This window comes from Burkholderia sp. EMB26, assembly GCF_024730645.1.
In the GTDB taxonomy this organism is placed as follows: Bacteria; Pseudomonadota; Gammaproteobacteria; order Burkholderiales; family Burkholderiaceae; genus Burkholderia; species Burkholderia cenocepacia.
Genome location: NZ_CP078070.1, coordinates 295,732 through 307,750, shown reverse-complemented (window position 1 = coordinate 307,750; position 12,019 = coordinate 295,732). Strand labels below are relative to the sequence as shown.

The following is a 12,019-nucleotide window of genomic DNA, read 5'->3' as shown; positions in this document are numbered from 1 at the left end:
GCCCCCGTTTGTTTCGCCGGTGGTGAGCCGGGCAGCGAACCCGCGCGAATTCCGCCGAAAACCTGCCTGAATCGGGTAAAATAGCGGGCTACGCGCGCAGCGATGCGATCGGCCCGCCGATCGCACCCCGGCCCTTCGGGCAGGTTCCCCTTGCTGCGCCACCGGGCCCGCGCCCGCTCCTCGCTCATCACCCAAGGAATGCCCATGACAGGCTACGATCGTCAGTCGATCTCGGATACGACCGCCAAAATCCTGCTCGAAGTGCAGGCGGTGCACTTCAATGCCGAAAAACCGTTCATCTTCACGTCCGGCTGGGCAAGCCCCGTCTATATCGACTGCCGCAAGCTGATCTCGTATCCGCGCGTGCGCCGTGCGCTGATGGAAATGGCGGAAACGACGATCACGCGCGACATCGGCTTCGAGCAGATCGACGCGGTGGCGGGCGGCGAGACGGCCGGCATCCCGTTCGCGGCATGGATCGCGGACCGGATGATGGTGCCGATGCAGTACGTGCGCAAAAAGCCGAAGGGTTTCGGCCGCAATGCGCAGATCGAAGGCCATCTCGAGGAAGGCTCGCGCGTGCTGCTGGTGGAAGACCTGACCACCGACAGCCGCAGCAAGATCAACTTCGTCAACGCGCTGCGCACCGCGGGCGCGACGGTGAACCACTGCTTCGTGCTGTTCCACTACAACATCTTCAAGGAAAGCGTGTCGGTCCTGAAGGACATCGACGTCGACCTGCACGCGCTCGCGACGTGGTGGGACGTGCTGCGCGTCGCGAAGGCGTCGGGCTACTTCGAGACGAAGACGCTCGACGAAGTCGAGAAATTCCTGCACGCACCGGCCGAATGGTCGGCCGCGCACGGCGGCGCGACGGCCCCGAAGGAATGACGCCCCGCCGGCACGCATGCCGGCGCACTGGCTGAACGAGCCGCCTGCTTCATCGCAGGCGGTTTTTTTTCGTCCGTCGCGTTGCGCGCCGACCGCGCGCAATCGCGGGCGCCGGTGTGCGTCGCTCATCGAACCCTAATGCTAGACTTGATCCATCGCCGCCCTCAGCTGCGCGGGCAACATACAACGCCAACAATGCCGGGAGCCTCGGCCCGGCCCACGTGACGGGAGAAGCGCCATATGCGTGTGGATCGCCGGATCACTCCGCCTGCGCCATCGGGTCGCCCTTCTCCGCTCCGTTTCTCCGCCCTCCTGTGCGCCGCCGTCTTCGCGGCGCTGCCCGCGCATGCGGAAGGCCCGTTCACCGTGACGAGCGACGACCTGACGGCGGGCGCCCGCGTGCGGCCCGCGAACGTGTTCGACCGCGGCGACTGCAAGGGCGCGAACCGCTCGCCGCAACTCGCATGGCACAACCCGCCGCCGGGCACGCGCGGCTACGCGGTCACGATCTTCGATCCCGACGCGCCGGGGCACGGCTGGTGGCACTGGGCCGTCGCGGGCATCCCGGCGACCGTCACGAGCCTGCCGGCCGATGCGAGCGCGTCCGGCTTCCTGCGCCGCATCGGCGCGAGCGAGGCGCGCAACGACTTCGGAATCGACGGCTACGGCGGCCCGTGCCCACCGCCCGGCAAACCGCATCGCTACGTGATCACCGTCTACGCGCTGAAAGGCACCGACCTGCGTATCTCGCAAGGCCGCCCCGCGCCGATGTTCGAGCACGAGATCGGCACGCTCGCGATCGGCACCGCGCGACTCACGGTCACTTACGGGCAGTAGGTAAGCGCGCGCCGCCGCCCGTGGCGGTCGCGATTGCCCGCGCCCGCGAATTTCTGTGCGCGGCCTGCGCGCTTTCTTCCGGTCATTTCGGCTTGCTAGACTCGGCTGCACCGGTCGCGGCATCCCGCCGCGCATCCGTCGCGCCGCCCAACTGCGGCGCGTGTCGCGGCGAGCCTGCGGGCCGCCGTTCCCGTCCCTTTCCGGAGAACGCTTCATGTCGAACATCGTCATCGTCTATCACAGCGGCTACGGTCACACGCAGAAACTGGCCGAGGCCGTGCACGCCGGTGCGCAGGATGCCGGCGCCGCCGCACGCCTCCTCGCCGTCGGCGAGCTCGACGACGCGGGCTGGGCCGCGCTCGACGCGGCGGACGCGATCGTCTTCGGCGCGCCGACCTACATGGGCGGCCCGTCCGCGCAGTTCAAGCAATTCGCCGACGCGACCTCGAAACCGTGGTTTACGCAGAAATGGAAGGACAAGATCGCCGCGGGCTTCACGAACTCCGCGACGATGAACGGCGACAAGTTCTCGACGATTCAGTATTTCGTCACGCTGGCGATGCAACATGGGATGGTGTGGGTCGGCACGGGCATGATGCCGGCCAACTCGAAGGCGGCCACGCGCAACGACATCAACTACGTCGGCGGCTTCACGGGCCTGCTCGCGCAGTCGCCGGCGGACGCGACGCCCGACGAGGGCCCGCTGCCCGGCGACCTCGATACCGCGAAGGCGTTCGGCCGGCGCGTCGCCGAAGCGACGGCGCGCTGGGTGGCCGGCGGCCGCTGAGCGCGCCCGGGGCACCCGCCCGCTCGCACCGGCCGCTGGCGTGGCCGCGCAGCGTGGGGGTGCACCAAAGGGACACAAGACGGCCCGCGGGCCGTCTTTTTTTCGCCCCGTGCGGTACAGGCCCGCCGGATGACGTCTTAAAATGGCGGTTTCAGGGCGCCGCGGCTCCCGTTTCATTCAGTGAGAGCGAAATGAGCACCAAAGTTTTTGTCGACGGCCAGGAAGGCACGACCGGCCTCAAGATCTTCGAATACCTGTCGGCACGCAGCGACATCGAGATCCTGCGCATCGAGGAAGCGAAGCGCAAGGACGTCGACGAGCGCCGTCGCCTGATCAACGCGTCCGACGTCACGTTCCTGTGCCTGCCGGACGTCGCGTCGCGCGAATCCGCGTCGCTCGTCGAGAACCCGAACACCACGCTGATCGACGCGAGCACCGCGTTCCGCACCCATGCCGACTGGGCCTACGGCCTGCCCGAGCTGACCCGCGCGCAGCGCGAGAAGATTCGTACGTCGAAGCGCATCGCGGTGCCCGGCTGCCACGCATCGGCGTTCGTGCTCGCGATGCGGCCGCTCGTCGATGCGGGCATCGTCGCGCCGACGTTCGCCGCGCACAGCTACTCGATCACCGGCTACAGCGGCGGCGGCAAGTCGATGATCGCCGAGTACGAAAGCGCCGCGCCGGGCGGCAAGCTCGCGAGCCCGCGCCCGTATGCGCTCGGCCTCGCGCACAAGCACCTGCCCGAAATGGCCGCGCACACCGGCCTCGCGAACGCACCGATCTTCACGCCGATCGTCGGCCCGTTCCTGAAAGGCCTCGCGGTGACGACCTACTTCACGCCCGGGCAGCTCGCGAAGCGCGCGACGCCGCAGGACGTGCAGCGCGTGTTCGCCGAGTACTACGCGGACGAAGCGTTCGTGCGCGTCGCACCGTTCGACGCGGATGCGAACCTCGACAGCGGCTTCTTCGACGTGCAGGCGAACAACGACACGAACCGCGTCGACCTGTTCGTGTTCGGCAACGCGGAGCGCTTCGTCACGGTCGCGCGCCTCGACAACCTCGGCAAGGGCGCGTCGGGCGCCGCGATCCAGTGCATGAACCTCAACATCGGCGCGGCCGAGGACGCCGGTCTCAAACGCTGATTCAGCATCGCATGCCATGCAAAGCCGGCCACTGGCCGGCTTTTTATTTACCCGTATCAGGCAATATAAAAACACCGGATCGCGCATTTACAAATATTTACAAGCTTTCCATTGCGCGATTACCAGTGAATTAATCCAGCCTGTTCTTTATCCAGTCAATCCCGAATAGGGATAAACCGGATACCGTCGATTTAAACGCTGCCGTTATACGCAGGAAGGCGCGGCGCGAGCGTGCCAGGCGTCGCGCAGCCCCCACTCCGGCAGCTTTCGACGGCCCGCCGCGCGTTTTAATTCTTACCAACCGCCTTATCGGGCAAGGATTCAAATTGCCGATCCCGTTTCAATCGCCTTTTTTAGACGGGTTCATCAATTGACAGCAAAAATCCAGGCAGCGACATTAGCTCGCACAATTAAACGATTGGAGACAGCGGCATGTCGCACGCCTTATCGAAGGGGGTGGCAACGGCCTTTGCCATTGCCCCTTTCCTGGTTGCATGTGGTGGGGGGGACTCTGGCGGCGCGCTCGCGCCGATCGATGCGCCCCAATGTTCCGGCTCGAGCTGCGGCACGCAAGGGCCGCCGCCTTCGCAGCCGATCAACGGCGCACTGTGCCCGGCCAACGCGGATATCGTGAAGAGCACGTATCTCGGCGGCGCGGGCAGCGGCGAGATCGTCAGCGTCAACATCGACGCGGTCGCGATGACGTACACGCTCAAGTGGCTCGAATCGCCGATTCCGCTGAAGACGGGCACCGTCACGCCGAGCCGCGCCGGCACGACGATCACCGGCAAGGTCGTCCATCCGCCGACCGGCACGCTGCCGACCGCCGAGCAGACGCGCTGCGCGTTCGTCCTCACGCCGGGCACCGGCACCGCGCCGGACGGTTCGACCTATTCGACGGCCGCCGACTTCAACCAGGCGAACCCGCCGATGCTGCTGGTCGGCATGGGCGTGGCGGGCGGTGGCATTCCCGGCGCGACGGTTCAGTACGACGGGCTGACGATCAGCGTGATCGGCCTCCCCGTATTCCAGAACGTCGGCCAGGTGCCCAATCGCCACTTCGACTTCTACCCGTTCCTCGGCTTCGCGAACACGACGACCGACCTCACGAAGCTGCCGGGCACGTACAACGCGCTGCTCTATCACCTCGTGCCGTCGGGCAACTATGCAACGAAGGGCGTCAACTCCAGCGAGACGTTCGATGCGAACGGCGCGTGCACGTCGAGCGGTTCGGGCGGCTGCCAGACCACCGGCGATCCATGGAAGACGAGCGCGAACGGCGGCTACTTCGACAGCACCCAGGCACCGCAGATCCTGCCGCAAACGAAGCTGCCCCTGATCGGCGCGACCGGCAAGTCGGCCACCGCGCACATGGTGATCGGCCAGCTCAACGGCGCGACGGTGCCGGTAATCGTGCGCACCGGCTACGTGAACCTCGGCACGCCGCCGTTGCACACCGACGCAAAGGTCGACGACGAATCGGGCATCGCGGTGCTCGGCGCGGCGACGGCGATCACGTCGGGCGCGATCGACGGCGGCTACGCGGGCGCGGACTCGAACTTCAAGTACACGGCTGCGCTGATCCGCGGCAGCAACGCGTCGTTCATCAACCCGTCCACGCAGGCCGAGGAAGACGGCTTCACGCTCGACTACAGCCAGGCGACGCCGGGCCTGCTGAACGCGAAGACTACCCCGCCGAGCGGCGCGAGCTACCCGTCCGCATCGGGCGTGGTGATCGCGACGGGCGGCCTGTATGCGGCGCTGATCCAGGGCACGGTGAACGGCGGCGTCACGCCGACGTCGGCGAATTCGACGACGTCGTCGACCCCGTACTTCGGCGTGGGCGCGCAGATCAGCAAGTAGCGATCGAGGACGCGGCGGCCGGCCCGCCGCCGCGCATTGCAGGGAAGGCACGAAGGCGCTCGGCACGGCGCAAGCAGGACGAGCACGACCAACAGAAGCGGCCGACAGGGAGCTGGCCGCCGCACAAAGACAAATCTGGAGGAGCAACATGAAGCGCAACCTCATTCTGGCGGCGGCCCTTGCCGCCCCCCTTCTTTCGGCTTGCGGCGGCGGCAGCGACAATCCGCCCCCGCTCGTCGAAGACCGGCTTTGCCCGGCCACGCTCGACTACAACACCGTGTTCACGGGCGGCGCGGGCAGCGGCGAACTCGCGAAGGTGCAGCTCGACACGACCAAGATGACCTGGCAGGTCACCTATGTCGAATCGCCGGTGCCGCAAAAGACGGGCACCGTCGTGCCGACCCGCGCGGGCACCGTCGACAGCGGCACGCTCACGCAGGAAACGCTGCTGCCGACCAACAAGCTGAACCAGTGCGCGTTCCGCCTGAACGGCGCGAGCCTCGACGCGTCGCGTCCGGCGCGCATCTTCGTCGGCTTCGGCGTCGCGGGCGGCACGATTCCCGGCAAGGAGATCCAGTTCGACGGCGTGCTCGGCCAGGCGGCGGTGCCCGACACGAAATTCCCGTACTACCCGTTCATCGGCTTCTCGTCGATCGAAACCGACATCACGAAGGTCGCGGGCACGTACAGCCACATCGGCTTCGGCGAAGTGCCGTCGCAGAAATTCGCGCCGGCGTCGATCGACGCGAAGGTGACGATCAACGCGGACGGCACGTGGACCAAGTGCGACACGACGGGCCAGTTCGCGGGCGGCGCGTGCGTGCAGCAAGGCACGAACTTCGTGCAGTCGGCCGACGGCAGCGGCGCGTTCCAGTCGAACAACTACCGGAGCCAGCTGAAGCCGACGCTGTCGGCCACGCCGCAGGGCAAGGGCTTCATGATCGTCGGCAAGCTGCGCAACCAGCTCGTGCCGATCCTCGTGCGCACGGGTGTCGCGAACCCGAACCCGACGCCGGACAGCAACGGCGTGCCGGGCCTGACAGCCGACGACGAATCGAGCATCTCGATCCTCGCGCCGCAGACGGCGGTGGCGGCCGGTTCGCAGAACGGCGAGTACATCGGCGTCGACAGCCAGTTCGACTACCGGACCACCGCGCTGATCGACAAGCAGGCCACGCTGCTCGATCCGTTCCAGCCGTCGCAGGCGTCGCTCGCGACCGCGCTCGATCTCGACTACACGCAGAAGGTGCCGGGCACGGTCACGACGATCCACACGGGTTCGGGCAGCACGTCGCCGACCGGCAAGTTCATCTTCACGGGTGGCGTGTTCGGTTTCCTCGACAACGCGGGATCGACGCCGTATTTCACGATCGGCGCATTCGTCCAGTAAGCGGAGGGAAAAGCCGTGATGAAGAAAACCCTTCTCTGCGCGGCGGCCGGCGCCGCCGCCGTGGCGCCGCTCGCGGCGCACGCGCAGAGCGCCGGCAGCAACGTCGTCACGCTGGGCTGGTTCCACATCATGCCGCAGCAGAGCAGCACGCCGATGACGACCAACGTCGCGCCGACGCCGATCAACACGCCGCTGCGGCTGCCGCCGTCGTTCACGTCGCCGGGCACCGGGCTGCACACGAGCGGCGCGGACACCGTCGGCCTGACGGTCAGCCACTTCCTGACCGACCACATCGCGGTCACGTCGGTGGCCGGCGTGCCGCCGGTGTTCAAGGTGTCGGGCCAGGGCACGATCAAGCCGCCCGGCCCGGCCGGCGCGCTCGGCACGCAGAACATCGGGCTGGGCTCGGTCAACCCGATCGTGAAGAGCGTGCGGCAGTGGAGCCCCGCGGTGATCCTGCAGTACTACTTCGGGCAGGCCACCGCGAAGTTCCGGCCGTTCCTCGGCCTCGGCGTGTCGTACAACTGGTTCAGCGACCTGCAGCTCAACACGAACTTCATCAAGCAGACGCAGGACAACCTCGGCGCGATTCTCGCGGCGGGCGCGGGCAAGCCGGGCACGACCTCGGTGGAAGCGAAGGCGTCGTCGTCCTGGCAGCCGGTGTTCAACGCGGGCCTGCAGTACAACATGACGGAACACTTCGGGCTGGTGGCGTCGGTCACCTACATCCCGCTGAAGACGACGTCGACGGTGACGATCAAGGCGGCCGACGGCTCGGTGCTCGCCGAGTCGAAATCGGACCTGAAGGCGGACCCGATCATCAGCTACGTCGGGATGACGTACAAGTTCTGAGCGCGGCGACAGTCGGCAACGGAAGCGCCGCGACAAAATCGCACGCAAAAAAAAGCCCGCCTAAGTGGCGGGCTGAATCCATATCAGAGGAGACATGGAGGAGACAGTTCCAATCATATCGAATCGGTTTCCGCAATGCAACATTTCCGTAGAGAAAATAAGGATTTTCCCTCGAATGCGGCCTCTAGTCCGCCGTAACGGCACCTGACCCCGTTCCATTCTCCCGCTCGAGCACCTCGCCCAGCGCGTCGCGCAGCAGCGCGACCGGCCGCATCAGCCGGCCCGGTAACGTGCCGTGCACAATCCATACGTTGATTCGCGTTTCCAGCCCCGCCGTTTCCACGACCCGCAGCGCATCGCGATGCGCACTGCGCGCCAGCGCGTTCGGCGGCGCGATGCCGATGCCGGCGCCGCGCGCGACGAGCGACAACTGCAGCTCCGAGCCGAAGGCCTCGACCGCGACGTCGAACGGCAGCCCGGCCGCGCCGAGCGCGCGGCTCAGCGCCGAGCGCATTCCGCAGCCGTCCTGGCTCAGCACCCACGGAAAACCCGACAGCGTGTCGAGCGACAGCGGGCCGTCCGGCAGCGGGAAATCGCGCGCGGCGACGAGCACCGTCGGCTGCGTGGCGAGCAGCGTCGCGGTCAGCGCGTCGGGCAGCGTCGCGCTCGCCGGCACCATCACGGTGGCGACGTCGAGCGCGCCGCGCTCGATGCCCTGCACCAGCGCAGGCGACCAGCCGGCCGTCACGCGCAGCGTGAGGCGCGGGAATGCATCGCGCAGCCGGTCGATCGGCCGCTCCAGCGCGAGCTCGGACAGGAACGGCGGCACGCCGATGCGCAGCTCGCCCGACGGCTCGCTGTCCGGCGCGCCCGCCGCCATCAGCTCGTCGACCGCGCCGAGCACGTTGCGCGCGAGCGCGTAGACGTCGCGCCCGGCCGCGGTCGGCTTCAGCGGCTTGCTCTGCCGTTCGAGCAGCGGCACGCCGAGCAGCGTTTCGAGGTTCTGCACGCGCCGCGTCAGGCCCGGCTGCGTCAGGTGGAGCTTCGCGGCCGCGGCGACCATCGACCCGCTGTCGACGACCGCGACGAACGCCTGGAGATCACGCGTATTCAAAACAAACTCGCATAATCATGTTAGACATATTTCAATTGTCGCATAAACATCGGGCACCTACGATGGGAGTTCCTTCGATCTCCTTCCAGGCTTCCGATGAACTGCCCTGCCCACCGTTGCTCCGCCCCCGTTTCCCCGTCCGTCGCCGCGCCGCCCGCGCTGAGCACCGGCATGACGCTGTTCTTCGCCGCGACGGTCGGCGTGATCGTGATGGACCTGTTCGCCGCGCAACCGCTGACCGGCCCGATCAGCGCGGACCTGCACCTGCCGCCCGGTCTCGCCGGCCTCGTCGCGATGCTGCCGCAACTCGGCTACGCGGCCGGACTCGCGTTGCTCGTGCCGCTGGTCGACCTGCTCGAGAACCGCCGGCTGATCGTCGCGACGCTCGCCGTCTGCGCGGCGGCGCTCGCGCTGCCCGCGTTCACGCAGTCGGGCACCGTGTTCCTGCTCGCGACGCTCGTGGCCGGCGCCGCGTCGAGCGTGATCCAGATGCTGGTGCCGATGGCCGCGTCGATGGCGCCCGAAGCGCAGCGCGGCCGCGCGGTCGGCAACGTGATGAGCGGGCTGATGCTCGGGATCCTGCTGTCGCGGCCGCTCGCGAGCCTGATCGCCGGGTCGGCCGGCTGGCGCGCGTTTTATCTGCTGGCCGCGCTCGCGAACGCGGCGATCGCCGTCGTGCTCGCGCTGCGCCTGCCGGCGCGCACGCCGTCGATCACGGCCGGCTACCGCGCGTTGCTCGCGTCGATGGGGCGCCTGCTCGCCGACGAGCCGGTGCTGCGCCGGCATGCGCTGTCGGCCGCGCTCGCGATGGCCGCGTTCAGCGCGTTCTGGACCGCCGTCGGGCTGCGGCTCGCGCAGCCGCCGTTCGCGCTCGACCTGCACGGCATTGCGCTGTTCGCGTTCGCCGGCGCGAGCGGCGCGATCGTCACGCCGCTCGCCGGCCGCGCGGGCGACCGCGGCCACGGCCCGGCCGCGCAGCGGCTCGCGCACGGCACGATGCTCGCGGCGCTCGTCGTGCTCGGCGTCGCCGGCGCCGGCTGGTTCGGCTTCGATGCGCATGCGCATCGCGGCGTCGCGCTCGCGCTGCTGGCCGGCGGCGCGGCGCTGCTCGATGCGGGCGTCATCGTCGACCAGACGATCGGCCGCCGCGAGATCAACCTGCTGAACCCGGCCGCGCGCGGACGCCTGAACGGGCTATTCGTCGGGCTGTTCTTCTGCGGCGGCGCGATGGGTGCGGCGCTCGCGGGCAGTGCATGGGCATGGGGCGGCTGGAGCGCGGTATGCGGTGTCGGGTTCGCGTTCGCCGGCGCGACGCCGTGTTCGGGCTGGTGGCTGGACGCGGGGCCGGCGCGGCGGCGCTGGATCGGCCGCGTGCGTGAGCAGGCAACGCGGTGAAGCGGCTTCCAAAAGCCGAACGCCCCGCCCTCTTGCAAGGGACGGGGCGTTCGGTACGCCGGAGCCGGCCGGGAATCAGTGACGGACCAGCGCCATCATCGCGCCGAAGCCGACGAACAGCCCGCCCGTCAGCCGGTTGAACACCTTCGCGACGCTCTGGCTCTTCAACGTGGCGCCGATACGCGTGCCGAACGACGCGTAGACGAGATACCAGCTCACCTCGATCACCGCGAACGTGACGACGAGGATGCCGAACTGCGGCAGCGTCGGCTCGGCCGCGTTGATGAACTGCGGCAGCAGCGCGGCCGCGAACAGGATCGCCTTCGGGTTGCTGCCCGCGACCAGGAAGCCATTGCGGAACAGCACCGCGCGCGACGCCGACGCCCCGTGCGACACGGCATCGACGTCGGCCGCCGGCGTGTCGTCCACGCGGGCGCGCCATGCCTTCACGCCGAGATAGATCAGGTAGGCCGCGCCCGCGAAGCGCAACCCATTGAACATCGCCGGCCATGCCTCGAGCACCGCGCCGAGGCCCGCCGCGGATACCGCGAGCATCAGCACCAGCGCGCTCAGGCAGCCGGCCATCGTCGCGGACGAGCGCCGCAGCCCGTGCCGCGCGCCGTGCGTCATCACGAGCAGCATGTTCGGGCCCGGAATCGCCGACACGACGAACACCGTCGCCACGAAAAGCCACCACGTATGCAAATTCATGACTGCCTCTGCCTGAAATGAATGGAGGAAAACCGAACGCGATTATGCCGTGCGCACCGCGTTCCTGTCGCGGGTCAGCGGCCGGCGCGGCGCAGCGCGGCCTCGCCGAGCACCGCGAAATCCTGGTCGCCGCCGCCATGCGCGAGCGCGTCGAGCAGACTGTCGCGCACGACGCTCGCCACCGGCAGCGGCACCGACGTCGCGTCGCCCGCCTCCAGCGCGAGGCGAACATCCTTCAGCCCGAGCCGCGCCTTGAAGCGCGCGGGCTCGTAGCGCCGCTCGGCGATCATCGCGCCGTAGCCTTCGTAGACAGGCCCCGGAAACACGCTGCTGGTGATCACGTCGAGGAAATCGCGCATCGCGACGCCGTGCGCGCCGAGCAGCGCGGACGCCTCGCCGAGCGTCTCGATCGCCGACGCGAGCGTGAAGTTCGCGGCGATCTTCGCGACGTTCGCGTGCTGCGGCAGCGAGCCGAAGCGCCAGGTCTTCTGGCCGATCGCGTCGAACAGCGGCTGCACGCGGTCGATCGCCTCGGCCGGGCCGCCGGCCATGATGGTCAGGCGCGCGGCGGCCGCGACGTCGGGCCGGCCCATCACCGGCGCGGCGACATAGTCGATGCCGCGCGACGCATGCGCGTGCGCGAGCGATTCGGCGAGCGCGACCGACACGGTCGCCATGTTCACGTGGATCAGCCCGCGCGGCGCCTGGGCCAGCAGCGCATCGTCGAACACCGCGCGCGCGGCCGCATCGTCGCCGAGCATCGAGAACACGGCGTCGCCGCGAAACGCGTCGGCCGGCGTGTCGACGATCTGCGCGCCGAATGCCGCGAGCGGCTCGGCCCGCTCGCGCGACCGGTTCCAGACCCGCACCGTGTGACCCGCCTTCAGCAGGTTCGTCGCGATCGCCTGCCCCATTTCGCCCAGCCCGATAAACCCGAGATCCATGTCCTGCTCCTTCGCTCCGTGAAGCCGCGAGTTAAACACAGATGCCGGCGGTCTGCAGCGCCTGCCGCCGGCCGGGCGCGGTGCGATACTGCA

Annotated in this window: 10 protein-coding genes and 1 pseudogene; 8 read left to right on the top strand and 3 right to left on the bottom strand. The window is 68.5% G+C overall.

Features of this window, described 5'->3' with window-relative positions:
• Positions 1 to 204: 204 nt before the first annotated feature.
• From KU887_RS01465 to KU887_RS01435, 7 genes are all read left to right on the top strand, one after another.
• Positions 205 to 891 (top strand): orotate phosphoribosyltransferase, encoded by a 687-nt coding sequence (locus KU887_RS01465; protein ID WP_006482887.1) that lies wholly within the window; start codon positions 205 to 207, stop codon positions 889 to 891.
• A 240-nt stretch (positions 892 to 1,131) separates the two neighbouring features.
• Positions 1,132 to 1,728 carry a YbhB/YbcL family Raf kinase inhibitor-like protein gene (locus KU887_RS01460; RefSeq protein ID WP_006482912.1) on the top strand — a complete coding sequence of 199 codons (597 nt, stop codon included), beginning with the start codon at positions 1,132 to 1,134 and terminating at the stop codon, positions 1,726 to 1,728.
• A gap of 214 nt (positions 1,729 to 1,942) precedes the next feature.
• Positions 1,943 to 2,515, top strand: coding sequence for a flavodoxin family protein (locus KU887_RS01455; protein WP_006497426.1), 573 nt, complete (start codon positions 1,943 to 1,945; stop codon positions 2,513 to 2,515).
• Between the two features lie 191 nt (positions 2,516 to 2,706).
• Positions 2,707 to 3,657 carry an N-acetyl-gamma-glutamyl-phosphate reductase gene (gene argC, locus KU887_RS01450; RefSeq protein WP_006497427.1) on the top strand — a complete coding sequence of 317 codons (951 nt, stop codon included), beginning with the start codon at positions 2,707 to 2,709 and terminating at the stop codon, positions 3,655 to 3,657.
• 432 nt (positions 3,658 to 4,089) lie between these two features.
• Positions 4,090 to 5,520 carry a DUF2957 domain-containing protein gene (locus KU887_RS01445; protein WP_258252454.1) on the top strand — a complete coding sequence of 477 codons (1,431 nt, stop codon included), beginning with the start codon at positions 4,090 to 4,092 and terminating at the stop codon, positions 5,518 to 5,520.
• A gap of 148 nt (positions 5,521 to 5,668) precedes the next feature.
• On the top strand, positions 5,669 to 6,910 hold the full coding sequence (locus KU887_RS01440; RefSeq protein WP_006481600.1) for a DUF2957 domain-containing protein: 1,242 nt from the start codon (positions 5,669 to 5,671) through the stop codon (positions 6,908 to 6,910).
• Positions 6,911 to 6,928: 18 nt separating this feature from the next.
• Positions 6,929 to 7,762: an OmpW family protein gene (locus KU887_RS01435; protein WP_006491960.1), complete on the top strand. Its 834-nt coding sequence runs from the start codon at positions 6,929 to 6,931 to the stop codon at positions 7,760 to 7,762.
• 184 nt (positions 7,763 to 7,946) lie between these two features.
• Here KU887_RS01435 and KU887_RS01430 read toward each other — a convergent pair whose 3' ends face one another.
• Complete coding sequence (locus KU887_RS01430; RefSeq protein ID WP_006497430.1) at positions 7,947 to 8,876, bottom strand: LysR family transcriptional regulator; 930 nt, start codon at positions 8,874 to 8,876, stop codon at positions 7,947 to 7,949.
• A gap of 96 nt (positions 8,877 to 8,972) precedes the next feature.
• Here KU887_RS01430 and KU887_RS01425 point away from each other — a divergent pair.
• Positions 8,973 to 10,255: pseudogene (locus tag KU887_RS01425) on the top strand (MFS transporter).
• Between the two features lie 91 nt (positions 10,256 to 10,346).
• Here KU887_RS01425 and KU887_RS01420 read toward each other — a convergent pair.
• Positions 10,347 to 10,982 carry a LysE family translocator gene (locus KU887_RS01420; protein WP_006489505.1) on the bottom strand — a complete coding sequence of 212 codons (636 nt, stop codon included), beginning with the start codon at positions 10,980 to 10,982 and terminating at the stop codon, positions 10,347 to 10,349.
• Between the two features lie 74 nt (positions 10,983 to 11,056).
• A complete protein-coding gene (locus tag KU887_RS01415) occupies positions 11,057 to 11,926 on the bottom strand; it encodes an NAD(P)-dependent oxidoreductase (protein WP_006489509.1) in 870 nt (289 codons plus the stop codon).
• Positions 11,927 to 12,019: the final 93 nt, after the last annotated feature.

What these genes read in the sequence shown, in the direction of transcription:
- KU887_RS01440 (WP_006481600.1), top strand. Translation starts at nt 5,669, where the DNA reads ATGAAGCGCAACCTCATTCTGGCGGCGGCCCTTGCCGCCCCCCTTCTT.
- KU887_RS01420 (WP_006489505.1), bottom strand. Translation starts at nt 10,982, where the DNA reads ATGAATTTGCATACGTGGTGGCTTTTCGTGGCGACGGTGTTCGTCGTG.
- argC (WP_006497427.1), top strand. Translation starts at nt 2,707, where the DNA reads ATGAGCACCAAAGTTTTTGTCGACGGCCAGGAAGGCACGACCGGCCTC.
- KU887_RS01455 (WP_006497426.1), top strand. Translation starts at nt 1,943, where the DNA reads ATGTCGAACATCGTCATCGTCTATCACAGCGGCTACGGTCACACGCAG.
- KU887_RS01415 (WP_006489509.1), bottom strand. Translation starts at nt 11,926, where the DNA reads ATGGATCTCGGGTTTATCGGGCTGGGCGAAATGGGGCAGGCGATCGCG.
- KU887_RS01465 (WP_006482887.1), top strand. Translation starts at nt 205, where the DNA reads ATGACAGGCTACGATCGTCAGTCGATCTCGGATACGACCGCCAAAATC.
- KU887_RS01460 (WP_006482912.1), top strand. Translation starts at nt 1,132, where the DNA reads ATGCGTGTGGATCGCCGGATCACTCCGCCTGCGCCATCGGGTCGCCCT.
- KU887_RS01445 (WP_258252454.1), top strand. Translation starts at nt 4,090, where the DNA reads ATGTCGCACGCCTTATCGAAGGGGGTGGCAACGGCCTTTGCCATTGCC.
- KU887_RS01435 (WP_006491960.1), top strand. Translation starts at nt 6,929, where the DNA reads ATGAAGAAAACCCTTCTCTGCGCGGCGGCCGGCGCCGCCGCCGTGGCG.